At 59.5% G+C, this 25,535-nt stretch carries 27 protein-coding genes; 3 read left to right on the forward strand and 24 right to left on the reverse strand.

The features are described from left to right. Positions 1–34: 34 nt before the first annotated feature. The 14 genes from virB11 to BMY84_RS19835 all read right to left on the reverse strand — a co-directional run bounded on the left by virB11 (position 35) and on the right by BMY84_RS19835 (position 11,191). On the reverse strand, positions 35–1,039 hold the full coding sequence (virB11, locus tag BMY84_RS19770; protein WP_093085949.1) for a P-type DNA transfer ATPase VirB11: 1,005 nt from the start codon (positions 1,037–1,039) through the stop codon (positions 35–37). 2 nt (positions 1,040–1,041) lie between these two features. Continuing rightward, positions 1,042–2,274 carry a type IV secretion system protein VirB10 gene (gene virB10 / locus BMY84_RS19775; protein ID WP_093085951.1) on the reverse strand — a complete coding sequence of 411 codons (1,233 nt, stop codon included), beginning with the start codon at positions 2,272–2,274 and terminating at the stop codon, positions 1,042–1,044. 5 nt (positions 2,275–2,279) lie between these two features. After that, positions 2,280–3,137, reverse strand: a complete 858-nt coding sequence (gene virB9, locus BMY84_RS19780) for a P-type conjugative transfer protein VirB9 (RefSeq protein WP_093085952.1) — start codon at positions 3,135–3,137, stop codon at positions 2,280–2,282. Next, positions 3,134–3,823 (reverse strand): virB8 family protein, encoded by a 690-nt coding sequence (locus BMY84_RS19785; RefSeq protein ID WP_093086078.1) that lies wholly within the window; start codon positions 3,821–3,823, stop codon positions 3,134–3,136. Before BMY84_RS19785 ends, virB9 begins: the two co-directional genes overlap by 4 nt. A 2-nt stretch (positions 3,824–3,825) precedes the next feature. Continuing rightward, complete coding sequence (locus BMY84_RS19790; protein WP_093085954.1) at positions 3,826–4,143, reverse strand: hypothetical protein; 318 nt, start codon at positions 4,141–4,143, stop codon at positions 3,826–3,828. 12 nt (positions 4,144–4,155) lie between these two features. Further along, positions 4,156–5,100 carry a type IV secretion system protein gene (locus tag BMY84_RS19795; RefSeq protein WP_093085955.1) on the reverse strand — a complete coding sequence of 315 codons (945 nt, stop codon included), beginning with the start codon at positions 5,098–5,100 and terminating at the stop codon, positions 4,156–4,158. A 12-nt stretch (positions 5,101–5,112) separates the two neighbouring features. Then, positions 5,113–5,331 carry an EexN family lipoprotein gene (locus tag BMY84_RS19800; protein WP_093085957.1) on the reverse strand — a complete coding sequence of 73 codons (219 nt, stop codon included), beginning with the start codon at positions 5,329–5,331 and terminating at the stop codon, positions 5,113–5,115. Next, the gene (locus BMY84_RS19805; protein ID WP_093085958.1) at positions 5,328–6,041 is read right to left on the reverse strand and encodes a type IV secretion system protein; all 714 of its coding nucleotides are present in this window, start codon (positions 6,039–6,041) and stop codon (positions 5,328–5,330) included. The genes BMY84_RS19800 and BMY84_RS19805 overlap by 4 nt, the downstream gene beginning before the upstream one ends. A gap of 4 nt (positions 6,042–6,045) precedes the next feature. Beyond that, the gene (locus BMY84_RS19810) at positions 6,046–8,463 is read right to left on the reverse strand and encodes a VirB4 family type IV secretion/conjugal transfer ATPase (RefSeq protein WP_093085960.1); all 2,418 of its coding nucleotides are present in this window, start codon (positions 8,461–8,463) and stop codon (positions 6,046–6,048) included. Beyond that, positions 8,456–8,791 carry a type IV secretion system protein VirB3 gene (locus BMY84_RS19815; RefSeq protein ID WP_093085961.1) on the reverse strand — a complete coding sequence of 112 codons (336 nt, stop codon included), beginning with the start codon at positions 8,789–8,791 and terminating at the stop codon, positions 8,456–8,458. Before BMY84_RS19815 ends, BMY84_RS19810 begins: the two co-directional genes overlap by 8 nt. Positions 8,792–8,801: 10 nt before the next feature. Then, positions 8,802–9,143, reverse strand: a complete 342-nt coding sequence (locus tag BMY84_RS19820) for a TrbC/VirB2 family protein (protein WP_093085963.1) — start codon at positions 9,141–9,143, stop codon at positions 8,802–8,804. Then, positions 9,140–9,805, reverse strand: a complete 666-nt coding sequence (locus BMY84_RS19825; RefSeq protein ID WP_093085964.1) for a lytic transglycosylase domain-containing protein — start codon at positions 9,803–9,805, stop codon at positions 9,140–9,142. Before BMY84_RS19825 ends, BMY84_RS19820 begins: the two co-directional genes overlap by 4 nt. Then, on the reverse strand, positions 9,802–10,155 hold the full coding sequence (locus BMY84_RS19830) for a hypothetical protein (RefSeq protein ID WP_093085966.1): 354 nt from the start codon (positions 10,153–10,155) through the stop codon (positions 9,802–9,804). The genes BMY84_RS19825 and BMY84_RS19830 overlap by 4 nt, the downstream gene beginning before the upstream one ends. Positions 10,156–10,399: 244 nt before the next feature. Beyond that, positions 10,400–11,191, reverse strand: coding sequence for a helix-turn-helix transcriptional regulator (locus tag BMY84_RS19835; protein WP_256215323.1), 792 nt, complete (start codon positions 11,189–11,191; stop codon positions 10,400–10,402). A gap of 209 nt (positions 11,192–11,400) precedes the next feature. Between BMY84_RS19835 and BMY84_RS19840 the strand changes: the two genes are divergently transcribed. Beyond that, the gene (locus tag BMY84_RS19840) at positions 11,401–11,976 is read left to right on the forward strand and encodes a hypothetical protein (protein ID WP_093085967.1); all 576 of its coding nucleotides are present in this window, start codon (positions 11,401–11,403) and stop codon (positions 11,974–11,976) included. Between the two features lie 93 nt (positions 11,977–12,069). Here the strand turns inward: BMY84_RS19840 and BMY84_RS19845 are convergent, their stop codons facing one another. Further along, positions 12,070–12,462 (reverse strand): DUF983 domain-containing protein, encoded by a 393-nt coding sequence (locus tag BMY84_RS19845; protein WP_177204092.1) that lies wholly within the window; start codon positions 12,460–12,462, stop codon positions 12,070–12,072. Positions 12,463–12,764: 302 nt separating this feature from the next. On the opposite strand from BMY84_RS19845, the gene BMY84_RS19850 reads away from it, so the two are divergent. Further along, positions 12,765–13,394 (forward strand): hypothetical protein, encoded by a 630-nt coding sequence (locus tag BMY84_RS19850; RefSeq protein ID WP_093085971.1) that lies wholly within the window; start codon positions 12,765–12,767, stop codon positions 13,392–13,394. A gap of 537 nt (positions 13,395–13,931) precedes the next feature. Here the strand turns inward: BMY84_RS19850 and BMY84_RS19855 are convergent. From BMY84_RS19855 to BMY84_RS19885, 7 genes are all read right to left on the reverse strand, one after another. Continuing rightward, the gene (locus BMY84_RS19855) at positions 13,932–14,303 is read right to left on the reverse strand and encodes a hypothetical protein (protein ID WP_093085973.1); all 372 of its coding nucleotides are present in this window, start codon (positions 14,301–14,303) and stop codon (positions 13,932–13,934) included. A gap of 218 nt (positions 14,304–14,521) precedes the next feature. Continuing rightward, positions 14,522–15,127 carry an outer membrane protein gene (locus tag BMY84_RS19860; protein WP_093085974.1) on the reverse strand — a complete coding sequence of 202 codons (606 nt, stop codon included), beginning with the start codon at positions 15,125–15,127 and terminating at the stop codon, positions 14,522–14,524. Positions 15,128–16,122: 995 nt separating this feature from the next. Beyond that, positions 16,123–17,127 carry an alpha/beta hydrolase gene (locus BMY84_RS19865; protein ID WP_093085976.1) on the reverse strand — a complete coding sequence of 335 codons (1,005 nt, stop codon included), beginning with the start codon at positions 17,125–17,127 and terminating at the stop codon, positions 16,123–16,125. Positions 17,128–17,311: 184 nt separating this feature from the next. Next, on the reverse strand, positions 17,312–18,838 hold the full coding sequence (locus BMY84_RS19870; protein ID WP_093085977.1) for a carbohydrate porin: 1,527 nt from the start codon (positions 18,836–18,838) through the stop codon (positions 17,312–17,314). A gap of 184 nt (positions 18,839–19,022) precedes the next feature. After that, positions 19,023–19,985, reverse strand: a complete 963-nt coding sequence (locus tag BMY84_RS19875) for an alpha/beta fold hydrolase (protein WP_093085979.1) — start codon at positions 19,983–19,985, stop codon at positions 19,023–19,025. 95 nt (positions 19,986–20,080) lie between these two features. Further along, positions 20,081–21,037 (reverse strand): zinc-binding dehydrogenase, encoded by a 957-nt coding sequence (locus tag BMY84_RS19880; RefSeq protein ID WP_218146991.1) that lies wholly within the window; start codon positions 21,035–21,037, stop codon positions 20,081–20,083. Positions 21,038–21,092: 55 nt separating this feature from the next. Continuing rightward, complete coding sequence (locus BMY84_RS19885; protein WP_093085980.1) at positions 21,093–21,842, reverse strand: SDR family NAD(P)-dependent oxidoreductase; 750 nt, start codon at positions 21,840–21,842, stop codon at positions 21,093–21,095. A 151-nt stretch (positions 21,843–21,993) separates the two neighbouring features. On the opposite strand from BMY84_RS19885, the gene BMY84_RS19890 reads away from it, so the two are divergent. Next, on the forward strand, positions 21,994–22,533 hold the full coding sequence (locus BMY84_RS19890) for a TetR/AcrR family transcriptional regulator (protein WP_218146992.1): 540 nt from the start codon (positions 21,994–21,996) through the stop codon (positions 22,531–22,533). 70 nt (positions 22,534–22,603) lie between these two features. Here the strand turns inward: BMY84_RS19890 and BMY84_RS19895 are convergent, their stop codons facing one another. After that, positions 22,604–23,845 (reverse strand): epoxide hydrolase family protein, encoded by a 1,242-nt coding sequence (locus BMY84_RS19895; protein ID WP_218146993.1) that lies wholly within the window; start codon positions 23,843–23,845, stop codon positions 22,604–22,606. A 182-nt stretch (positions 23,846–24,027) separates the two neighbouring features. Continuing rightward, positions 24,028–25,452 carry an MFS transporter gene (locus BMY84_RS19900; RefSeq protein ID WP_143075102.1) on the reverse strand — a complete coding sequence of 475 codons (1,425 nt, stop codon included), beginning with the start codon at positions 25,450–25,452 and terminating at the stop codon, positions 24,028–24,030. Positions 25,453–25,535: the final 83 nt, after the last annotated feature.

Below are 25,535 nucleotides of genomic sequence, written 5' to 3' on the forward strand. Positions count from 1 at the left end.
CACCAGCAGCGCAATTCCGCACAGGACAGCAGCCTTAGTGGCTGGTCGTGCGTCCGACAGGCGGTTCAAAATAGACCTCCTCGACTTCGAATTTTCCGTTCTGCTTGCGGGTCTGGACCACGACGTCGACCAGCATGCGCAGCAGGCCGCGGATGTCGTCGCGGGCGAGATCGCGGCCGCCTTCGGATTCTTTCACGAGCAACGTGAGCTGCTCGAACGCGCCTGCAGCCGATCCTGCATGAACGGTGGTGATCGAGCCGGGATGGCCTGAATTAACGTTGCGCAGGTAGAAAAAGGCGGTCCCGTCGCGCAGCTCCTGCAAGAGGATCCGGTCAGGACGCATCCGCAGGGCGCTCTCCAGCAGCTGCTTAGGTCCGACTTTAGCCAGTCCCTGCTTTTCGCTCGAATAGACCATGTGGACGACATTGCGATGATCGACCACGAGCTCGCGCGTGTCCTCGATCGTCAGCAGGCGCTCGTGAGATGGGATGAGCTGGATCAGCGCCTTGGCGAAGGTCGTCTTGCCCGAACCCGTTGCCCCGCTCACGAGGATATTCTTGCGAGCGCCAACCGCGACCCGAAAGAAGGCCGGCCAGTCGCCCGCGTCGCGCAGCGCTGTCATCTGTGCATCGACGTCGCTCATACCCCGCGTCGCCGAACGGGTGGTCCCGAACAGTCCCTGGTTCGCGAGCTGGTCGATCGGCAGCGTCACACGCGATGGCTTGCGGATCGTGAACGAGGGCGCGCCGGTGGGCGTGACAGAGGGAATAACGATCTGGCAGCGTTCGCCGTCGGGCAGGATTGTCGAGCAGATCGGTGTCTCGCCATTGATATCCTGCCGCGTGTAGCTCGCCGCCGCCACGGCGAGGGTAGAAAGCCAGTCGCTGTCGAGGTCGGGTACCTCGTGCCAGTGCCAGCCGTCATTGTCCTCGATGCCGACCTCGCCCGGCCGATTGATCACCAGCTCGGTGACGACGGATGGCTCCAGCAAGGGTAGGAGAGGAGCGAGATAGTGGCGCAGGATGGTTGTGTCGGTCACGCTCAGCGCCGCAATTCGAGATTGTAGACGTCGGCGAAGTTGAAGTCCTTGGCGACGAAAATCCCGACTTCCTCCCCCTGATTTTTCTTGAGCACGGGCCGGATGTTGATGCTGTTCTGAAGCGCGATGGCAGCCCCTTCGCTCGGGGTGCGCGTTGTGTTGTTGAAATTGTTGTTGCCACCCGAAACCGCCTGACCCGCGATGTATGCCGCATCGTCAACCAGGGACATCAGCAGCGCGCTGCCGAAGCGAGCCCAGAAGAAGGTATCGACCGCGCCGGCTATGCCCGCACGGCCCAGCGCATCTGACCCGGGCGATGCGAGATCGATCTTCACTCCCTGCGGTGTGACCGCGCGCGTCCACAACACAAACAGACGGTTTTGCCCCTGCTGGATCCCGCCATGATATTCGCCGAGCACCTTGGTGCCCTTTTCCATCAGGATGACGCGACCATTCTCTGAATAGACATCACGCGGGATGAGACAGGATGTATATCCCGGCTGTGCTGAATTGATTGCGGTTTGCAGAATGCACGGGATAAGCGTGCCTGCAGTGATGAGATAGTTGCGGTTCGGCAGCATCGACGCGCGCGCCTCGCCGATCGCCGAAGTTTGGCGCAAGGCATCCAGCGCGTTGGGAGCACCTTCAGGGCGGTCGCCTGTGCCGGGCGCAGCGGGGCTCATCGACTGCGCGCCGTCCTGGCCTGCTCCGCTTTGCGGTTGGCCCTGAGGGGACATCGATCGACCGCCATAGGCTATCAGCGTGGAACGACGCGCCTGCTCTGCAAGATTAGGCCGACCTGATTGCGAGGAGGAGGACGTGCCGGGTGCGGCGCCGGGCTGCATGGCCGGGACGATCTGACCATCCGCGCCGATTACGGCGCCGCTGGTCGCAGGGTTGAGGACTGGCGCATCGGGATCGACGCCCGGCGTGCCGAGCGGCTTGGGTCTGGCGGCGACCGCGTCATAGGACACGGTTTCGCGCGCCGCGAGATCGGGGCGTTTGGCGGTAGCTTCTGGCGGTGCGATCAGGCTCGGACGTTTCGAACTCGGAGAGGAATTCGCCCATAGGAGACCGAGCACCATGGCGGTCCCTGCGAAGATCAGCGCCGTGTTGCGTTTTGCCGGCGTCATCCCGCCGATCGGATCGATACCGCGCTCGCGGATGATTTCGTCACGTTCGGGCGTGGGATCACGCGGCCGCTGGTTGTTCGCCTGAGGCGCGGAGTCGTCCATCGCGCTCACTCCTTTGGATTCTGGACGGCGCGATCGACATGCGGAGAGGCCGTGTTCGTACCGTGATCGACGCCATAAGGGGTAGGCGCCTGGTTATAAATGCAGAGCACCTCGCCGTTGCGGCGCAAGCGAAGCTGCGCGGCGACGAGGTGGACCACAACGAATTCGTCCCGGACATCGAACGGAACGAGGGTTTCTGACCCATCGGGGCGAACCAGATAGATTGCGGGTACCTCATGGTTGCCGGGGAAGCGCAGGACGGTGAACTGGCCGTTGTCGGAGACTTCCGACGGCTGCAGTTCGCTTGACCCCTGGACCTTGTAGTTGAGGTTTCGCGGTCCTTCGATCACGCCGTGATCGAGCGCACCTCGCACTGCGGTTGCCTCGAGCGCCGCGACACGCTGGGCCTGCTCAACGGCGCGCAGGCGAGCAGCGCGTTCTGCCTCGTCACGCGGATACCGAAAGCGCACCTGAAAATAAGCGTCGTGGTTGGCGCTGGTAATCGCACCGCGCCTGGTCGTGAGCTCGAACGCATAGTTGCGCAGCTCCCCGTTCCGGCTGGTCGTAACGATGAGATTGGTGGGCCCAGCCCGTTCGCGTGGCTTGAGGAACAGGATGTGGCCGGCAACCGCGACTTCCCACGAAACGGTATCGCCGAGCGCGACATGCTCGATATTCTCGTCGGGTCCGAGAACGATCTGGGTTGCTGTCCGGAAAGTGCCGACGATGCGATAGACCTGCGTTTCCTGATATTCGACGAACTTCACGCGTGCGTCAGCTGGCCCGCCTCGCGGAACATCCTCGGCCAGGGCCGGCGTCGATAGGGCGAGCAGGGCGACTGCGATGACCGAGAGCCGCCTCACCGGACCACCTCGGGATCGGCGCGATAATTCTCGACCTGGAACCCGAGCGGATTGCGATAGCGGTCGCCCTCCGCCATCGGCGCATTCGTATATTTGAACGTCACCGTCGCAATCCAGTCACTGCTCTGGGTGTCGGTGTCTGTCTGAACGGTGCGCGTGAAGCGTATGTTCGCAACGCGGTCGTTGATGAAGGCGATGTTGCGCACCCGCGCCTGCACCGTCGCCGTTTTACCCCATACGACCTGAGGACTGGCGCTGTTATTGGAGCTGAAAAACTTGCCCCAGCGCTGCTGTTCGCCAGGATCGGAAAGGATCGTGACCGAGCGGAAGTTTTCCTCTGCAGCCGCAGGCAGCCAGCTTTCGCGGGCACGCACATACTGCGCGAGGAAGAATTTCGTGACCGCCTCATCATACCGCATTGGCTTGTCGGTGAGCGCAGTTTGCACGTCGACCGCGCCGGTCGTGGCATTGACGCGGATCACGTAGGGGACGACCGACTTGAGCGGGGCTAGTCCGGCGAGGGCAAACCCTTCGACCAGAGAGACGAGAACGGCGAGGCCAGCAATGATCCAGGCGATCCGCTCAGATCGCAGCGACTTGCGCTGACGATCCTGGTCCCACGATCGGGCCTGATTGAAATACCGCTCAGCATCTGCGGACGGCACGCCTTCGGTCGAGCTCCGCATAGTCAGCAACTCGCAAATGTGGATGGTGGAGACAGAGCCGAGGTCTTGTCGGCCGGTGGCTCCGGCACAGGTGGCGGAGCCTCATCTCCTGCTGGCGCGGGCTTGATATCCGGCTTGGGCGGCGGGGGAGGGGCGGCGGTGACGGCCGGGATCGTTGATCCTGGAAGCACGCTGCCGTAGATGTTCACGTCGCGCAGATGCTTGCCGTTGCAAACTGGGAGCTTTTTCGGGTTGGACGCTCCGGTGGAGACTGCCGGAAGAAGCGCTGCCAAGAGCAGGGTCCGTTTCGCGACGATAAGAATATGATGGCTCCTGATCATGGGATCTCCTTGTCAGGCTTGGCTGACCGAGCCGCCTCGGCGGGCGGCTCTGTCGAGGTTGCGGCTATCACGCACCGCGCGGCTTTGACGGAAGGGCGCGGCCATTGTGCCCCAGGCACTGCCTGCGAAGGCACCGATGCCAGCAGATGCACCGCCAGAAATGCCGGTCGCGATCGAGGGCGCTTGGAGGAAAAATATTGTGCCGAGGAAGATGTAGACTGCGAAGAGTACCGCGCCGATGGTGACGTCCGGCGTGCTCTCAGCGGCTGCTAATGCCGTAGCTCCGAGATCAGTGATGAGGGTCGTGATAGCGATGATCACTGCTATCAGTAAGATGAAATTAACGGCTTGGCCAAGCCAGCCGTAGAAGAATCGACGCGTCGGCTCGAACAGTGAAAGAGCTATAAAAATCGGACCGAGCGCAATCACGATCGCCAGCGCGACCTTGGCGAACACTGTAATGGCAAAGCCAATCGCAGCCGAGAGGCCCGCGAGCGCGTAGATCGCGATAGCGAGCGTTAAGAGCACCAATTTCCAGGGATTGATATCAAGATAGGTCTCCGCTTCCGTACGAATTATGCGAACGATGTTATCGACCTGAGCAAAGTAGTCATCGAAGGCGCCTCCAACGCTGGTGACCGTCTTTCCCGCCAAAGCCTGCGAAATGGCGTCCGGCATACCGTGAAAGAGCGGATTGGTGACCCACTCGGAATAGGCCACCGTCGTCGCGGCTAGATAGAGAAGGCACAGCTTGCACATTCGATAGAACAGCTCACCCCATGGCTCGCTGACGATGCCGCGCATGACCATGTATCCAAACAGGGCGATGTAGATCACGAGGCCGAGCGCGAGCGGCCCACGAACAACCTCAATGACATTATTGAGCCGCTCGTTGAGAAACAGATCAAGCTTCCCATCGATGTTGGTGTAAATATCGGCGAACAGTGTCGATGCCATCGCTTCAAACCATCACTTAGAGCCGAGCGACCGCTCAAGCTTGTCGGCATTATCGACAGCTTTTGCATTGCTGCACTCTTGGCTATTGATATGGGTGCCATCCGCGCAGTCGCGCAGCACCTGATTTCGGAGGTCTTGGTCTTCGCGCAGAGCATCTTTCCCTACCGGCTTCTGACAGGCTGCCAGAAGTAGTGTGGCTGCGACGAAGCCGGCTCTTTGAAGGCTCATCATCGGGCTCCAAGGCTTTCGTCGAGTTTCGCGAGCGCGCGCTCGCTATCACGTTGTGACCGCAGCCTGTCTTCGGCGACCTGGCGCATCTGCAGAGCTTGAAGTTGGACCGCGTCGTTCTGAATATGCGCGGTTTCGACACCGATGCGCGCTTGGATATCCATCACCTGCTTCGCATCTGAAGCGCCGTCCAGGGAGCTTCTAAGTTCTTCTAGTCCGGTCGTTCGTTGGGCGGTGACGGTGTACGCGGCCTCGGCGACTGCTGCATCTCGCGCAGCTAAGTCGCCGTTTTGAGAAAGTGCTTCTCTCCCACTCCGTTCGAATTCGCTGGCGTCGGTGCCTAGTGTCGGCAGACTGAAGCGATGGGCAGATCGGATCCGCTCGGCGGATGACGAAAGGCCGCCCATCCCGGTGATGTCGGACGACATGAGCCGCTGAATGTCGCGTGCCTCAGTAGGTAGCAGATGACGCACAGAATCGTTGGCGAGCGACGGTGCGATCCGGTTCACATTGGTGATCTGGTTAAAGCTGTCGAAAAGCTGCGTCGCCTGAGAGATCTGTTCCTTGCCCTGTTCGATCATCGACAGCGTATTCTTCACGGTCGATACGGTCTGAAGGAACGTGGAGCTGTCGTAGACGGGAATGCCTTGGGCGTTGGCCGGCACGACGAGGCACAGGCCTCCTGACATCATGAGCAATCGGACGATACGCATGGCTTTATCCTTTCCTGGGTGACGCACTCCGTCGGCGATCGTGGAAGAGGGGGAGCCACACCGCCGGATCGTCGCCGTGGGTCGCTCTGATTTCGTCAAGGAGGCCGACGGTTTCGGTGGTGCCCGACAGCACCGCGAGCTCATCAGGCAGACTGGCGAGATCGAGTTCGACCACGATGGAATCGTGGCCCTGTTTCACCAGGAAGCGACGGCTTTCCGGGATGAGCTCGTTGCGGATCAGTCGGAATTCGGCTCGCGTGAGCCCCAGTCCGTCAACATAATCAGCTTCGCGGCCGTTCGGATTGGGCAACAGGATTTTCGTGGCCACCTGCTCAATGATGCTGTGTGAGATATCGGAACGCAGGGCGTCGGCGGGGCTCTGGGTGCCGAATACGAGGACAGCGTTCTGCTTCCGGTAGGTCTTCAGCCCGTCCTGCGCGAAAGCGCGGAAGGCCTCATCGCCCAGAGCCTTCCAAAACTCGTCGATGTCGATGACGAGGCGACGGCCGTCGAGGAGCGCGTCGATCCGGTGGAACATGTACATCATGACCGGGGTCCGCACCTCGGGATTGTCGAGGAAATCCGTCATGTCGAAGCCGATGAAGCGGGCATTGAGGGACAGCTCGTCGCTATCGTTGTCGAACACCCAGCCGAGCGCGCCGCCGCGCGACCACTTTTCGAGACGAGCGCCAATCCCCTCGGGATCGCGCTGGCCGAGCAGTTGTCGCAGGGCGAGGATGGAACGCTGCTCCGCCGGCAGGCGGCCCACTGCAGCGATCGCCTCGTCGATCATCTTTTCCTGTGCGACCCCGAGGGTGACGCCGTCAGGTGCCACCAGGTGCCGGATCAGGCGGGAAAGGAAAACGACATTGCCCGGTGTGTGTTCGAGGGCGCGCAAGGGTGCGAACCCAGTCGGCATACCGTTTGTCAGAGTTAAGTAGGTGCCGCCCGAAGAGCGGACATAGATTTCGGCGCCTCGGTCTTTGTCGATGAAGATCTGTTGGGCTCCAGTCTTCTCGAGTTGAGCCATCAGGAAATTCTGGACGACCGTCTTGCCGCCCCCTGATGGCCCGATAATCAGCGTATGACCAAGATCATTCACGTGGAAGTTGAAGTAGAAGGGAGACAGCGCCGCAGTCTTCATCAGCGCGATCGCTGATCCCCAATGATTTCCTTCGGCCTTTCCAGCCGGGAAGGTGTGAAAGGGAGAGAGCGCGGCGAAATTTCGCGATGTGATGGCTGCAGGGCGTGCCCGCCAGGCGAAATTGCCCGGCAGCTGCGACCAGAATGCGGCTTCGATTGCGGGGCCTTCGCGAGAGGAGACTAGCCCCGCATCGGCAAGCGCCGCCCGCGCGACCGAAAGACTGTCGGAAAGGCGCTTCTGGCTTTCGCCAAAGACCGCAAGCGAGAGGTGGTGCTCGCCAAGCACGAAACGGTTGCTCTGGAGATCGTCTGCCGCATCGGCAAGGTCGAGCGCTTGGCTGGCTGCCGCGTCTTCTGTCGATGCCATCTGGTTCTGACGACGGCGCAGCCGCTCGGACGCGCGCGCCTTTCCCATGAAGGCGAAGGACTGCGTGAGGACAAACGCGAAATCTTGGGATAGCAAAGCATTGAGCTGCCCCGGGCGCGTCATGGCAGGATATTCCCGAATGCCGAACAGGGCGCTGAAGCGGCTCTCGTCGTGCGCGCGAATTTCGACCGTCTCGCGCCCGAATATCACACGGTCGCCATAGAGCGCCGATCCCAGATGTCCGCGGACGAGCGGCACACGAGACGGACGGCCCATCATCACGAGCTCAAGGACCTCGAGAGGTTCGGAGAACATCAGCCCCTCAAAATCATAGAGACCGAGACGTTGAGGCTTGCACCGTCCAAGCAGCTTCTCAACGTCGCGCGCCTTGTCCTCGAAGCGGCCAATCTCTTCGTCATCTACTTCCTGCCCATCGCGCCGGGCGTTCGAAAGCCGGCGAAGCAGGACGCCGGTCCGATCGGTCGAGCCCACGGCGGGCCGCAACACGAACGTGAGATATAGCTCGTTGACATAGAGGCGGCGGGCGGTGACCCGCGCCCGATACTTGGCGTCGAGATCGGCCGCGAAGTCCGAGCGGAAACGACCTTCAGGATAGTCGGTTATCGGCCGCCGCACCACATGGGTCCACAACGCGAGACGATCATCCGCGATGTTACGGAGCGTGCTGTTCAGCTTCTCATGCCAATCATTGAGGTGGCTCGGATCGGCGGTTTCGAACGCCAGGCCGTCGAGCCTAAACATCATCATCATGTCGCGGCCGTCGAGAGCGATGATATGCTCGTTGATATGGCGGGCGTAGGGGAGGTAGCGATCGGGATCGGCCTCGTTCTTGAGGATCCGCCAAGGCGTTTTGGCGGCGTTGACGCTACCGAACAGGGAGGCGCTAGCCATGTGCAAACCCCCGGCGCTTTGTGCCGCGGACGGGCAGGGGGGAGTATGAGCTTCCGCCCCACCAGCTGCGGTTGCGACACTTCGCTTTGGTCATCGTCCACAGCCACAGCAGTCGAAATGCGTTGGCGTCATGCCTGACGATCAGACGGGCGATTGCCAGAAATGCACCGGCGAGCGCAGCGGCGTAGAGCGGATTGCCGGTGATGATCAGCGTGAGGCAAGAGGCCAACGCAATCGGCAAAGATGCCTCGATCGGAACGCCAAGCCACATTGTCGGCCTTGTTACCGCGAGGAAGAGGGTCTCTTCCCGAAGCTTTTCGTCTTTCATGGCGCCGTACTCACGCGCCGCCAGTGATGGTGTCGACGATCCATTGCGCACTGAACACGATGAAGATGCCGACGATGACGGTCACAAGCAGCCCAAGACTGGCACGACCGGTGAAGAACATGAACCCGACGATGACAACGGCGATCACCGCGACCGTCTTGGCAAAAGTGCCGGTCAACCAGGTCTTGATGTTCTCCGCCATCGACGTGATGCCGTCCGCCGACTGCGCGTGAGCAGGGTCACTGATCAGCATCGAGACAGATACCAGCAGTGCCATCAGCGCGAGGCTCTTCAAAATCTGACTGGTTCGCGGCGACAGCCAACCGGGACGGAGGAGGGCCAGTGTTGTCATTCAGATGGTCCTTTCGAAGTTGCTGTTGATTGCCCCCCGAACACCACCAATCCTGCCGTCTGCGCCCCTGCTGACGTGTTCCATACTTGTAGATTCTGGGCTGTCGCAGGTCGTGCTTCTGCGGGCACGCTGACCGGCCGGACCGGCGCACGCGCGGTGCTGGCAGTTGCAGGGGTGCCGGTGAGCGCAGGCACGACAGTCGCCGAAGAGCGATAGACCTTGTCGACATAGCCGTTGCCGAAGCCACGAGACGCATTGCCGGTATTGTAGATCGACATTGCCATTGCGATGGCAGTTTCGCTGTCCGGGCTGGACCGTGCGACAGCGAGGTAGTTTTCGGTGAGCACCCGAGCCGAGGCTGCGAGATTACGACAAGGATCGAATGCGTCCTCGACCGACAGACCGAGGCGGCGCAGATTGGAGCTGTTGATCTGTCCTAGGCCAAGATCGATGTTGAAGCCTCGGGCGATGAGCCGCCGAGCGGCGATCGCCGCAGTGGCTGCGTCCTGAGCTCTCGGTGCGGTCACCCCTTTGGTGTTGATACCGATAGCATAAGGGTCGAAATGGCTCTCCGCGTGGACGAGCGATATGAGCGTCTCCGGCGCCACGCTGGGGCCGCACTGGCGCGCGAGGGTTGCAACGGCGGCGAGCTCGAGGATCATCGTGGGACCGTTCGAGCGGCGGAGGGGGAGTTCTGTTCGATGTTCGCCAGAGAAAGCGTTTCACGTCGGCCGTCGCGATAGGTCAGCTCGACCGACCGGCGGGCAGGCGACTTGAGGTTGCGCACAACGCTTTTGACAACACCGCCCTCGCTGCACTTTGGAAACGAGGCTCCGCGTGCGAGCATTCGCCACAATTCGCTGATGGGCGGCACGCACTCGCGGTACTGTGTCGGTCCGCCCGGGTTGGACAGGCAGATGATCACCTGGCAGCTCAGGGTGCTGGCGTGTGCGGGCACGCTTGGGACAGCGGACGCGATGAGCGCCGCGCCGCCGACTATGAAGCTACGCATCGTTACCTCCCTCCCGCACAGTTGTGCGGCGTAAGGGCACTCGCGAGTGACCGTGTCGGTTCGGATGCCTAGAGAGCCTGACGAGGGCTAGATCAACAATCCCCCCACCGAGGGGGAGGCAAACAAAAAATGCCTGCCGGAACCCTTCATCGATGGTGTAAATTGCTGTTGTTCTGTGCCGAGTGCCCGCAACGACTGTCTGCTCTTGCAGACAGACTTTCGTTTATCATCCAATGTGGATGAATTAAATCAGATTATCGATGTCGAGATTTCCATCGCGAACGGCACGCAGCACCATTTGCGTTCGTCGCCGAACGCCGTAACGCTTACGCGCGCCTTCGATATACTCGTGAACGGTATCTTTGCTGAGACCAAGGATCTGGCCGATCTCCCAATCGCTCTTGCCTTGGGCGACGAGCTGCAAGCAATCGATCTGGCGTGGACTGAGCGCAATCGGTGGATCGGGCTGCACCTTGTCGCCGTGCAGTTCACGGGCGCGGTCGAAGGCGATCGAGCCGAGAAGACGAGCGGCGAGCGCCTGTTCCTGGGTAATCTCTTCATCGCTTCGCTGAACCACAGTGAAGATGCCATCTGGCTCGTCGGGCATACGTACCGGCAGGCTGTAGCCTTGGTTCAGGCCATATTGCCGACCGCGCTCGAGGATGGCTGTATGTCGATCGGTCACGGTAATGATGTCGCGCAGCTGACTCCATGTAAAACCGCCGAAGGAACGCTTGGAGGCGGCCTGCACGGGACCGTCGAGAAACATGCCGCTCTCTATCAGCTCGTCACGCCAGACACTCGGATAGGTCGTGAGCTTGATGCCGGCCTGATCGGTCTTGGAAAAGTCCACATGGTGAAGGAGGCCGAACCACCTGAAGCCGAAACCGCGGATTGCAGCATCGATCAGCGAAGTCAGATCGCCAAGGGACTGACACATCTTCGAGTGATTTTCGAAGGCGGCAATCTCCCCAAGGAAGCCTCTGTCCATCAACCGGTCCATAATCTGCCGATTATCGGCGCCCGATTTCGGCATCGTCCACCCTCCTTCGGAGCAAATAGCGATAAATGTTGATGTTAATGCGATGAACGGAGCCGCCGTTTATCGGGTTCCGGTCCAATCATATCGAAAACAGCCGCCAGCGACACTTTACCTTCGGGCAAAGTGTCGCTGGTGACAAACAGCATGGTGACGAGAAAAGGGGATTCACATTGGACTTGGTATGTGCTTGATTCATTCACGTCATGTTTCACGGTCCGATCGATGCAGAATTTGGCGATGTGCTCGACATGCCCTCCTTGTTGGAGGTGCTGGCACAATTCTCGTCGCGTCCGCGCTATGCGTTCATGGTGCTCAATCTGATCGCACAAGTAGCTAAGGCTGACGGAAGCGCAGGTCCGACCATCATTGCAGACGGAGCGAGCGTAAACTTGCGAGATTGGCTTTGCGACGCGCTCACGCCGATGGGACAGCGAGATCCGCGCCGTATTGCTCTCCAGAACAAGGTGCATGCTGAGCTGAAAAATCTCGGCCAGCTGCCCAAGGTAGAGGACGAGGCTCGCTCGGTCGTGGACGACGAGGTGCGCTCGCGCTTGCGGTCATCAGGGAAGACCAACGTAAGCCGGGCGGTTTCCGAGTTGGTGAAGGCGGGTCTGCTCAAGCGTCATTATCAGGGCTATCGCGTCGATCATCACAATCGCGGAGCAAAGCGTCACGCGGTTTATACGCTCGCCGAGGCAGCGCGTGGGCTCATGCGGACACCGCCCCGGCGGCCGACACCGGTTGCCCGCGCAGCGCAAGGTGAGCTTCTATTCGGCTAGGGGCTGGCTTGCAGTGCCGACGCTACCTGCACTTGAGTAGGGCAAAATGCGCACGCGGCCGCGGAGTGCGCGCAGCAATCTGAGGTATAAGGTCTAATCTGTGCGCGAGGCAGGCCGCTGTTTCGCGTCGTCCGCCTTCTTGTCACCTGTTGCAGCGAGCACCCCGATCACGCCACCTTTGATATAGGGTAACGCTGTCAGAGTGATGACTAAAACGAGGGTCATCAGAATGCTCATCGACGCCCACAGGGGAGCGGACCAAACCCACGGGATCGCCAAAGAGGGGGCAATCACGAGATGGCCGACCAGCAGGATCGTAAAATAGGACGCGATATCGTCGACGCGGTGCTGTCCATTGTCCGCGCCGCACACTGGGCACCTTGGCTGGACCGTAAGGTAACCGCTGAACAAGGTCGGGGAGTCGCAATGCGGGCAATGGCGCCGCAGGCCGCGCTTCAAACCCTCGCTGATCGTGATCTGGTCCATTCCTCGGGTATGCGCGAGCAGTGATTGGATCGCTATCATACGGACGTATGCGTCCATCATACGTCTGAGGCAAGTGGCAGCCGCCGTACAAATGTCTTGGGAAAGTACTTTTGGAAATACAGATTAATATTAGCGGAACACAGTTTCAATTTAACATAACATATATTATCAAACTTCGACAATCAGTCTTCAAAGCTAGCATTTCAGCTTCCGACTATTGATTACTATCATACTTTTTGTTGCGTGTTAAGCGCAGCAGACTTTTGCGAAACCGAATTGACCTGCTAGCGGTTTGAAGCGTCATGAAACATATGTCGATTATTTCGCCTGCAGCTATTGCGCTTGGCCTTAGCGCTGCCGCCTGTTCGGGTGGTTCGGATGGCCAGTCTGCTGACACGACGGAGGCGAACGCTCAGGTCGATGCGGCAGCGCCCACAACCATTGGGACCTCCGCACCATTGAACTCGCTCACACCTGGGGAAGCATCTGCGCCTGACCTGTCCAAGGCGATTGGGCTGGAGGGACTTGCCGATCTTCGGATCGGAAAACCTCTCCCAGTTGGCGGATCCTGGACCGAGCGAGGAGCTCAAACTGGCGCCGAATGTCGCACAGTCAGTTCTCCGGACTATCCGGGTGTCTATGGTTTGGTAACGAAGGGTACAGTCCGGCGGATCACGGTGGGGCAGAACTCAGATGTGAAGCTTGTTGAGGGCGTCGGGATCGGCTCAACCGAGGACGAGGTCCAAAAATGGTTCGCAGGCTTCCGCAGTGAACCGCACAAATACGAAGACTCGCCGGCCAAGTATCTAACAGCGCCGAACGCTGCCAGCGGTGATCCAGCGGTTCGTTTTGAGATCGGAAAAGATCGCAAGGTAAAGTTGATTCATGTCGGCATGATGCCTGAACTCGGCTATGCGGAGGGCTGCTCCTAACGAGTGATCCAATCGGATCCGGCCGTCGGTTGATCAGAAGACCGGTTCCTCACGGATCGCCCGCGAAATAGGCCTACTCGCGAGCTAAGCTCTTAGCGAGGAGCCAGTCTCTAGCAGTCGCGCTCAGCGCGTTCCGAGATCCGTTTCGTTTGCATCGAAGCGCCCGAAATTCGGCGTGCACCGGTCCGTGTCCGGCTCAGGGGGCTGCTTGAGCGCCAGACGGTCGATTTGGCAGAAATCCGCCGAAGGACCTTACCATTAGCCATTAGCCCACCGACACAACATTACGCCTCAGCGTGTTCGAAACCCGGGTTTTTCTCTGCCGCCAAAAGCTGCCTCACCCTACACTTCAGCGGCGGCACCCAATGGGTGTCTCTAGCATGATGCCATCAGGGGCAAATCGACCAAGGCCTAGGGATCGGCCCTGTTCGAAACCAGGGTGATGATCAGGTCGTGGTATAGCATAGGAACCGCCTCGTAATGGGGAAGCGCCGGGAGGTTCACCGGCGAACCGGTGCGCGTCCGGCGAGTTCACGCCTAGTGCCGCGTCGCCGCGCGCACGCTTTCATTAAGTAGCTCAAGATGCTCGGGCGTATAACCGGCTTCCTCGAACTGCTCGACCTCGTCGGCAGTCAATCTGTCAGGCGCATGCCACACGAGAACGGACATCCGCCGAAGCGCTTCGAGATGATCGTCGGCGAGACGATTGCTGAGCCGGCGGCCGAAAATCACCGCCATCGCCTGCCCCATGCGGGTCGGCGTCTCGAGTGTGTCGAGGTTGTCGCGGCGTGCAAGTGCAACCACAGCCCATTCGAGCGGGCTGAGGCGCGCTGTAGAAGTCGACGCAATGCTCTCGAGCTGTTGGTCGGGGTGCGGCGCTGAGAATTCGTTGAAGGACATGAAGGCCATGATCGATCTCCTGGGGAGAAGCTGAACTGTGAGAGAATATTGATCCTCTCGTCCTGGTCGTGAAATCACCCGCGGGATCGGCGTGATGAGACCTAAGTATGAGCTCGACAGCTTCCCTGCCTTTTTCGGCCAAACGGCCAGACTGATGGATAGATGTCGAGCGTCACGCACCGGCGAACGGCCGGATGGAACGACCGCCCGCCGCGCATGGACCCACATCAGAAGCGATAGGCCGCGCCGATGAGGACCTGATGGCGATCCCATTTGCCGCCCTGACTACCGAGATCGGCATAACGATATTCGAGGCGAGCCGAGACCTTGTTCCAGACGATCCGTTCCACACCGCCGCCGACCGTCCAGCCATCGCGGTTCGCGCTATCGGTGCGAATCCCGCTGGCATTGCTTACCGACGTGCGCACTCGCTCATTGGCATAGCCGCCGCGCAAATAGACGAGGGTCTTGGGCGCCACGATGTAGCCCGCACGAGCCGTCAGATCGAAACCCCATTTGGGATCGAGACGGGTGGCGCCGAGCGCCGTGCGCTGCGTGATGTCGTCGCTGGCACCGATATTGAAGTCGGCCTGTCCGCCCAGCACGATCGAAGGCGCGATCTCGCGATCATAGCCGGCAAAAACACCGCCCACGAAGGAATCGCGCGACTGGTCGATCTGGGTGATACCGACACCGGTTCCAGGGTCGCGAACGTCCGACTTGTTCCAACCGGCTTGGGCGCCGACGAAGGGACCGTTGAAATCCTGTGCGTGAGCAGCGCCGGAGATAGCGGCGACGGCGGCAAGCGCCGGAATGAGAAACTTGCTGTACATGGGTTGTCTCCAAATTTCCGGCGAAACCGCGATTGGCTGCCGTCGACTTGGAATTAGGAGACGGAAAGAGCTGCCTGAATCAGCTCCGCAGACAGGTTTTTCAGTCTTAGGGTTCAACGCGCCATACACTGACGGTCAAGCGTTGTGCCTCCGTTCACTTTCGCCAGACTCAGGTATGGTGCGAAGGCCAGGTAGGTGTAGCTACGCCTCAACCCAAGCAGCGATTGCCATCCGTTGGGCTTATCAAGCTTCATTCCGGCAGGTACTTCCACATACTCAGGGATGAATGATGCGAACGCGGGTCTGATCGTCGCGCCGCTTTTGACCACCTAGGTAGAGGGGGCACCGGGCTCTTCCCCCCTCCCCCGAGCCGGTGTCTGGGTGCCACGCTCCTGCGATCCGGCACATTTGAGCGGGCTGGCCAATGCCCCCCGGCCAGCCCGCTCCTTTCTTGCCATCATCAACTTTGCCGACAGCGACCCGCCTCGGGTGATCGAGATAGGTTACGGACGTAGAACCGGACCCGAACGATCCGGTCTTCACCGAGATACGACAGGTCTGCAGGGATGAAGAGCGGAAAGGTGCCTGTGTAGGGTCTGCGGGGCGAACATCCCTGAATCCCACGCGCCGACTGTACGCTCAGGTCAAGCAGGTTGAAGCGCCCCATCCCCTGTCAGCAGGAAGGGCACAATCATAACGAGACCGTGATCGGCGAGTGCAATTGTGCTACGAACCCGTGGTTGCAGCGCATTCTGGCTGATGAGGGCCGGTCCGGGCAATCATCTTCGAATGTCGCCCTTGTGGCAATCGGCGACACCACAAAGCTGCGAGATGAGGCGCTCCTGAGGGAGCAACGGTTCGATTGCCGAACTTCTATCACCTTGCAACAGTGCGGGCTGCAAGCGGTCACAACATGCCTGCCTGAATCGATTGGCCGCAGACCAAGAGTGTGATCTCGGCCTGCGGCGACAATCTTTATTAGGAGCCCGCCCGCGCTACTTTGCAAGCTTGGCTTTGAGGAAATCAATCGCTTGCGCGATCGCGGCCCGTGTCGGCTTCGTCTGACTGAGTGCGTTGAGCATCACGAAGTCGTGGATGGTGCCATCGTAACGGGTTTGCGTGACCGAAACGCCCGCGTCGGCCAGCTTCTTGGCATACGCTTCGCCCTCGTCGCGCAGCACGTCATTTTGCGCCGTAATCACCAGCGCCGGCGGCAGGCCCTTGAGGTAGTCGGTTGTGGCGCGCAGCGGAGACACATGAGGCGTCGTCCAGATCGCCGCATTAGGCAGGTAGGCATTCCAGAACCATTGCATTGCCGGTTTGGTCAGCCAGGGCCCGTCGGCGAACTGTTGATAGGATCCGGTCGCCATCCCGGCATCGGTCACTGGGTAGAACAGCAGCTGCGCCTTGAACTTTGGGCCACTGCGATCCTTGGACATCATACTTACAACCGCAGTCATGTTGCCGCCGACGCTGTCGCCTGCGATGGCGATCCGGTCGGGGTCTCCACCGAATTCGTTCGCGTGCTTTGCCACATATTCGGTAACCTCATAATCCTCTGCGACTGCGCCCGGAAACTGGCTCTCAGGCGAGCGAAGATAATCGACAAAAACCGTGACCGTGCCAGCGCCAACGGTCAGTTCGCGCACGAGACGGTCGTGGGTTTTCTGGCCACCCATCACCCAGCCGGCGCCGTGATAATACATGAGGATCGGCAGAGTGCCGGTGACGCCCCTCGGTCGGTAGACGACGACTTTGGTCTTGCCGAACGGTCCGGTCGCGAGTGTCTTTTCTGTAACATCAACGGCAGGTGCCGCTGCGGGACCTGACTGTACGGTATCCAGCACGTCGCGCGCCTCCTGTGGCGTGAGGGTGTAGATTGGCTTGGCACCTTCAAGCCCATCGACAAACTTCTGGACGGCAGGATCCAGCGCCTGTGCCATTGCAGATGAGGTCAGAAGGGCACTACCAAGTGCCACTGCAAGGCCGAATTTACGCATGACGTTATCTCCTTTCGAGTGAACTGGGCAACCAATCTATGGGGAGCCGGTCTGCGCTTCGCCTCAGCTTTCGGAGTATGAGAATAAGCCACAGGCATGGCCGCTTCATTCGTGAGTATGAAGAGCGCCTGCTTCATAGGCCTGCGCGTAGGGCGCTGGCTCACCAAATACTGGCGAACCCGTGCTAGAAGGTAAGGACCGTCTTCACACCGGCGAATGCGACATTCTTGGAGGACTGGTATCCTCCTGCATGTTTCACCCATTGCAGGCTCGGCTGTATTGCGAGCCAGGTCACTGGCCGCATCTTATAATTGAACTCTACCGCATATTCCGAGCGAGGTGCCTCTCTACCCGAAAGCCGTTCTGTTTCAGCGAAGCGGGGGTTGATGTGAGTGCGCCCAACCGCCAAACCGATCGTGTCCCTTGGCGCAAACAGACCGCACAGAAACATGCCAAAGGACATTTGATCCTCAATACGTGCCGTCCTACGATCTCCTTTGGTACCGTTGAAGAATAAAGTTACGCCGGAGATCGCCTGGCCATTGGCGGTACGCCCCGTAACCTGCTGTTCTATACTCAAGTAAAAACCTGAGCTTCCTTCGCGTAGCAAAGCTGCTTGGCCGGTGAGGGGTACGGGCCGATGGTCTTTGTCCAGGAGAGCGTCTGGCTGATCGGCCGTGCTGACGAACGCGCCGACTTTCACTACACCCACCAGACCGTCCCCATTACCGCCATGGGTCCAGCCCGCCTCGACCGGTATCAGAACGCCGGTCGCGCCATGAAGGTGTCCTAGGCTAAACCGCTCATCAAGGTTGCGGGGGTTGATCTCATAAGCGCCAATCTGCGCGTACAGCGCCCTCATCTGAACGCGTACTCGCGTGCTCCACATCGAGATTGGTGATGCGACCCAGTATCGATCAAGGATTTCGGTTGGTTGCGAACCACAGAATGTGACGTTCATAAAATCGCAGGAGAAGGTCGCGAAATCCTCTCCTGGGTTCGATCGGCCGATTTTCCAACGTACCGTATCCCCCGCGAAAGACTGCTCGTACCATAATGTGGTGAGTCTCAGCACGTTGCCGCGCCCATGGACTTCGATCGTGGGTTGAAGCGTGCGAAGTCCCGCATGGGGGTCAAGGCCAACCCCGTAACGTCGGTTAATTCCAAACCGAACGCGCCCTCCAGGCATTCCTGCGAGTTTCGCCATATCGGCATCAAAGGTGAGCATAAACTGCCCAGCTACGGCCGGCGAGGACCGTTTGCCGCCAGAGTAGATCAGACCTGCTTCGTTGATGTCGAGGGCGGAGACCTCGATCCCCAGCTCACGGAGTTTTTTTTTTGGTTTCACGCCGAACCAGTCGCCCAAGGCTCCAGCATTGCCGGTTGCGGCGGCTTTTCCTAGGGTCCTGCCGGAGGCGTCCGGATTGTCCTGCAGCAAGATCGCGCCCTCGCGAACGGGGGTCCTGGCGTTTTCTGCTTTTGGCAAGAATTGGTTGACTGAGCTGTCTGGGACTTCGGCCGTTCCGTCGCTCGTCTGCCCTGCACGCGCGGTGGCAGGCAACCCCGCGATCGTCAGCGCGCATCCACCAATGGCAAATGCGACACTCGCTAGTCCGCGCCGAAAACGTTCGAAGAACTGGCCGTGAATCCTCGGTATACACCGCGATTTTGTCGCTGTTGGAACTCTCAAGCGTGGGTTTGGAAAGCTCATTTTCACGATCCCACACCCCCTCCTCACCCTCGAAAGTGGCCGCGGAAGGGTCGATGATCTTGGCTGGCGTAGAACTCAGCCGCGAGAATGATTGGTCTGTACGAAGGACCGCTGCTCTGTTGCGGCGTCTAAATCATCGGGCTGGGCAGCGTTAACCGTACTTCGCTGCCCAGCCTGTTGCTGATCATTTTTTTATGAAGTTGAGAACCGCTGCCGCGACTTCACCAGGCTGATTTTCTGATATCGCATGGCCGCTGTCTTTTATGTATCCAGATGTAACATTGACCGCCACGTCCTTTACGCCTGGCAGAAGCAAACGCTGTGGAATACCATTGTCACCATTGAGAACAAGAACTGGCATTTTCAGCTTACCATTTTTAGCAAGCTGGTCACGGTTGTACTTTCCGTCTTCGTACAGTGTAGAATAGACGCCAAAGCTGGCTTTCATTCCACCGGGCGCGCCGAATGTGCGCATATAGACTTTTTTGTCTTCATCAGTGACGCCGGCATTCCCGTAACCGGCGGTCCATGCGATCGTGTTCAGGTAGTAATATTCCTGGCCTTCGATCAATTCGCTAGCCATCTCCCACTGGCGGTGAAAGCCGAAGTGCCAAAAGCCCTGTACATCCGGATCCATGCTTTTCTCCAAGCCAAAGCCAGGAATCAAAGATTCGGAGATGACAAGCTTTTTGACTGTTTGGGGGTAGGCGGCTGCATAGGAGTAGGACACCATCGTACCGATATCAGTACCGACAAGGTAGAATTCCTTCACCCCGAGCTGCCCCAGCAGCTGATGAATGTCTTCTGCGATCGATCGTTTATCATAGCCCCTGTCGGGCCACTGGCTATCACCATAGCCCGGCATATCAATCGCAATCGTCCGATATCCTGCAGCTGCCACCTTGGGGAGAACGTCCTTCCATTCGTACCAGGAATAAGGCCAGCCGTGAATGAACAGCACCGTGGGGCCGGAGCCTCCCGAGACATAGTGCAGCCGGATGCCATTCGCTTGAGCATAATGATGTGTGAAGCCTTTCAGCTCCTGGACAACCGAATTGTCAGGAGGCGAATTCGGTGCGTCGGCATAAGCAATGCCTGATGCGGCAATGGTGTAGAGAAGGGCTAAAGCGGTAAAAGTGGTTTTCATGGCATGCACTCCGATATGTTGGGCTGGGGTAGGATTGTCGGCCCACCCGCAGCAGCACCGGCGAGATGCGGGCCGCCCGCACCTCCGGCGCTCGATCAGGTAATCAGGACCGGCAAACCGCTAAGACGCCTGGCATCCATCTCTTCGTGGGCTTTGGCGATGTCTTCGAAGGCGAAGCGGACGGTATCAAGGTCGGCAAAGAGTCCCTTGCGAATTGCGTCCCACAATTCGTTGGTGGCTTGTTCGACGGTGTCCCCACGAACATATTGCGGCATCCCGCCGCCGCGGACTTGAACCCCGCGCTGAACAAGATCACTGTCCTCCGGCGCGGGTTGGCCTGTCACCGCGCCGATTGTCGCAATAACGCCGCCGTCGCGAACCGCCGCGGTCGCCAGAGCAAAGGTCGCCTGACCGACGAAATCATAAACTACATCGACGCCAGCGGGAGCGATCTGGTGAATTGTCGCGCTGATATCCGGATCGCCTGCCAAGAGTGCATGCGTCGCACCGGCTTGGACCTTGGAGAGCTTTCCGGCGGAACCTGCCACGCCGATCACCGTAGCGCCCAGTGATTTGGCCCATCGCGAAAGAATTGAGCCAACGCTTCCAGAGGCGCCCAGGACTAGTATCTTGTCGCCCGCGCTGACCTGGTGGAGTGCTCGAAGACCCATCCACGCAGTCAGGCCTTTCGCGAGAAACGTGGCCGCGACTTCACTCGATATGTCGTCTGGTAGTCTGACCAGAGTATTTGCTGGTACCAATGTCGCGGTGGCGTAAGCGCCTTTGGCGAAGAAATACGCGACCCGATCGCCCGGAGCAAAGCCGGTTACTTCAGATCCAACAGTGTCGACGGTTCCTGCGCCTTCGAACCCGGGAATGGCTGGTAGCGCAAGCGGATAAAGCCCCTTTCGTACGAGCACGTCGACATAATTGATCCCGATCGCTTCCTGGATCAGGCCAACCTCACCATGACCGGGCGCGCCGACACCTGCCTCCTTAACCTCAAGGACTGACGGACCACCGTTCGCGCTTATCTCGATTATTTTTGCCACCAAAACATTCCTTTGGAATTGCGGAGGTGCGCCTCGGGCGCACCTCACTGCTGGATCAGGCGATCTGGCCGCCGTCGACGTTGAGGGTAGAGCCGGTGATGTAGCCAGCTTCAGGTCCCACCAGGAACGCGACCGCTGCCGCGATGTCCTGTGGCTGGCCGTATCGACCGAGCGACGTCAGCGCGCGCAGCGCGTCGGCATGTCCCGCGTCTTCCGGATTCATCTCGGTGTTGATCGCGCCGGGCTGAATGATGTTGACCGTGATGTCTCGTGGCCCGAGGTCTCGAGACCAGCCACGTGTGTAGGCTGCGATCGCCGCTTTCGTGGCGACATAGTCAGCCGCCCCTTGGAAAGGGATCCGCTCGGCACCTGTCGTGCCAATCGAGACGATACGCCCCCCATCGCTCATGAGCGGGGTAACCGCACGTACTGCGCTAACGACACCCTTGATATTGATATCGATTTGACGATCAAACGAGGCGAGGTCCGCGTCCTGATCACCGACATGGCCTGTGATGAACACCCCCGCGGAGTTTACCAGGATGTCGATACGACCAAGGTCTGCATGCGCGGATTTGATAAAGTTCTGCACATCTGCGGCACTTCCCTGGTCGGCCTTATAGGCGATCGCCTTGCGTCCAAGACCCGCCACCTTCGCAACGATCTGGTCTGCACGCTGCTTGGAATTTGAATAATTGAACGCGACATCCGCGCCATCCTTGGCAAGCCGTTCGACGATGGCTGCGCCGATGCCACGCGATCCACCCGTGACGACTGCGACTTTGCCCTCAAGAGGGAGGTTCATTGTACATCCTTTCAAGTTATGTAGTCAGCGCTACATATGTGCTGGACTTTCGGAGTCAAGCATATTATGTAGCCGTAGCTAAATAAGTTTGGAGGAAGCTATGGCGATGGGTCGCCCAAGAGCGTTCGACGTTGAACAGGCGGTAGCTGCGGTGCTGCCGATCTTCATCGAGAAAGGCTATGAAGGAGCAACGTTCAGCGACCTTGTTGCTGTCATGGGTATCAAGCCGCCCAGTTTTTACGCAGCGTTCGGCAGTAAGGAACAGTTGTTCGAGCGCGTCGTGGGCCTCTATGCCCAGCGCGGCGAAGCCATAGTTCAGGCGGCGCTCGATCAGCCTACCGCCTACAAGGCGATTGAAAAACTTCTGCGCGACACCGCCGACGCAGATACGGATCCCGCCCGCCCCGCCGGCTGCCTCTATGTGCAAGGGGCACTGACATGCAGCGACAAGGCTGCCGGTATAAGGGAAGTGCTGGCCCAGCGGCGCCTTGCGATCGAACCCCTTCTCCAAGAGCGAATACGCAGTGCGCTGGCAGCTGGCGACCAGAGCGTTGGCGGCGACCCCGCGAAGGTGGCGCGGTTCTTGTCGACCGTCATTCATGGCCTTGCCGTTCAAGCGGCGAGTGGGGCCACGCGCGCGGCGCTTCACGAAGTTGTCGATGTCACCCTTGATGGCATTCGTCGGTCCTGAAGACGATGTTACGGGCGCAAGAATGGTCTGTGGTAGGCACATGATCGATCCGATCGCTGGTCGCTAACGCTCAAGCGGGTTGGCGGAACTGGCGGAAAGCCTGGCGTATCTCCTGCGTGAAGAGCTCGGGCTGTTCGAACGCCGCGAAATGACCGCCCTTGGCGGGTCTGTTGTAATAATACAGGTTTGGGAACGACTGTTCGCACCAGCTCTTGGGAGCTTGATATATTTCTGCAGGGAAGACACTGACAGCGACCGGGATATTGACACCACCCATTCGGTCGTAGCTCAGATCCCCATTCTCCCAATACATACGCGCGGACGATGCGCCGTCGTTGGTCAGCCAGTAAAACATGATATCGTCGAGCATCTCATCGACCGACAGGACCCGCTCGGGCACGCCGCCACTATCGGTCCATGCGATGAACTTGTCGTAGATCCATGCCGCCTGACCAATCGGAGAATCCGCCAGCGCATAACCAATGGTCTGTGGCCGCGTGAACTGGATAATCGCGTAGCCAGCGCCCGTGCCGTAGAAGGTTTCGATTTGCTTGGCCGCCAACGCTTCATCAGAAGTCAACGTGGCCGGTAGCACCTTGGGCTTAGTCGCTGGCATGTTTACATGTATCGCGACGAGGCCGGCGGGGGCCTGCTGACCCATTGCCTGCGTGATGACCGATCCCCAGTCGCCCCCTTGGGCCACGTAACGAGCATAGCCAAGCCTCTCCATCAGTATGCCCCACGTCTTCGCAACGCGGTGGCGCCCCCAGCCCTTTTCGGTGGGTTTGCCCGAAAAGCCGAAGCCCGGGATGGTCGGAAGGACGAGGTGGAATGCGTCTGATGCCTTACCACCATGAGCAGTTGGGTCGGTGAGCGGCCCGATGACCTTGAGCAGTTCGACGATCGATCCCGGCCAGCCGTGCGTCATGATCAGTGGCATCGCTTCGTCATGCTTGGAGCGAATGTGGACGAAGTGGATGTCGATCCCGTCGATCCGTGTGATGAATTGGGGAAAGGCGTTGATCTGTCGCTCGGCTCGCCGCCAGTCATATTTTGTACGCCAGTAGTCGGCTAGCGCTCGCATCCGCGCAAGCGGCACGCCCTGGCTCAGATCATCGACGATTTCCTTGTCAGGCCAGCGTGTATTTTCGAGACGCATCTTCAAATACTGAAGATCAGAATCCGGAACGTTGATCTTGAATGGCGTGATTGACTGGCTACCGGGAACTGCAGCCTTCGCAGCTCCTGCGAGCGCCGCCAAGGCGATACCGCTGCCGATAAGTTCACGCCTTGAAAAGCGAGGGTCGAACACGATCACTCTCCCTTTTTCTTAGGGGAACAGTTTAATCCTTGCGGATCGTGGGCCAATTAGCCGCGCGGATTTCCAAATCATACTGACGTATAGGAATGGCATTTATGTGCGCCGGGGACTCAGGATCGGCCTGCCCCGCCCCGCCCCGCGTCGCGCGACGGGCATCTAATGTGCCAAGGCATTCAAGCTGGGTGGTCGCAGAGACCTTGAACAGCCGCGCCCGGCTTTGCGGCCCGACCGAAAATGCCCAGCAGCATGGCGGTGCAAAGAGCTGCAAGACTGCCAAAAACTAGGGCGCCGGTAATGCCGACATGATCCACGATCAGCCCACCGATGAGCGCACCGCTGCCAAGCGCAGCTTGCGCAACGGAGACAAACAAGGCCTGCATGCCCTCCAGCCTGCCAGGCGCGGCGCTAAACATCCAGCTTTGCAATGAGATCGGCATCATGCCGAAGCCGAAGCCCCATGCCACAACCAAGAGCGCCGCAATGCTGGGGTGGGTGCCAAACATGCTCAGCAGCAGTACCGAACCGCCGAGAACAAGACCCGTCAGCACAACCGATGCCTTCAAGTCCTTCGATGACAGCCATCCACCGGTTATATTGCCGAAGAATCCAGCAGCGCCGTTGGCAAGCAGCAGCATGCTGAGCGTTCCGCCGGCGATGCCCGCCTTGATATCCAGAAACGGCGCCACATAAGTGTAGGCGGCAAACTGACCGACGAAGATCGAGATCGCGCCAAGCAGGCCCAACCGCGCGCGTGGTTCGCGCAGGATCGAAGGGATTTCGCTCAAACCATTGCTGCGCTCAGCGGGTATCGCTGGTAGCAGACTGACAAGCGCGACGATCGCCATGCCCGCGAGTCCCGCTCCGGCGCCGAAAGCCACACGCCATCCAAAAAGGTCACCGATCAGTGCGCCAGCGGGGACGCCCGCGACGGTGCCGATTGATACGCCCGAAAGTATAAGAGCGCTCGCACGAATGCCGTCGGGGCCCGGTTTCAGACGCGGTCCCAAAGAGCCGGCGATCGTCCAGAAACTGCCTACGGCGATCCCGAGCAGCATGCGTCCAACCAGAAGCTGGGGGAAACTCGCTGCCGTCGCGACTACCAGGTTCGAAGCGACCAGTAATCCGAGCAGGATTGTAAGCACGCGACGTCGATCGACATGGCCGGCGAATTGGATAGTCAGGATCGCGGCTATTGCGGCCAGAAAGCCTGGCATTGTGACCATGAGTCCAGCCTCGCCCGTTGTGACACCCACATCGGTCGCAATCTGCGGAAGGAGGCCGACTGGCAGGAACTCGCTCGTAACGAGGGCGAAGGCGCCAATCGCAAGCGAACCTATCGCGATCCACGAAACGGGTTTGGCAACTGCGGTCGAATTGGTGGGTACGATGTCCATGACAGACCTTTCAAAGGTGCCGGCGGGCCCGAGTCTCTCGAAGACCCGGCACAGGTCAGTTCCCGCTGGGAAATTTTCATTAGGCGCTCTTTTGCTGAGTTTGGCGCTCCGCAATCCGGCTTCAGTAGCTTTTTGCTGACAAGCGAGATCACCGAAATCATGCTCACGGCTCGCGCTTTCATCTTTAGGTATGGCCGCGGTCAAAGAAGACCTTCTGATGGTGCCTGCCGAGGATCGCCATCGCTTCGGATAAGATATGGTTCCTGCGGTGGATGCTCACGATCATA

Origin of the sequence: Sphingobium sp. AP50, assembly GCF_900109095.1 — a bacterium.
GTDB lineage: Bacteria > Pseudomonadota > Alphaproteobacteria > Sphingomonadales > Sphingomonadaceae > Sphingobium.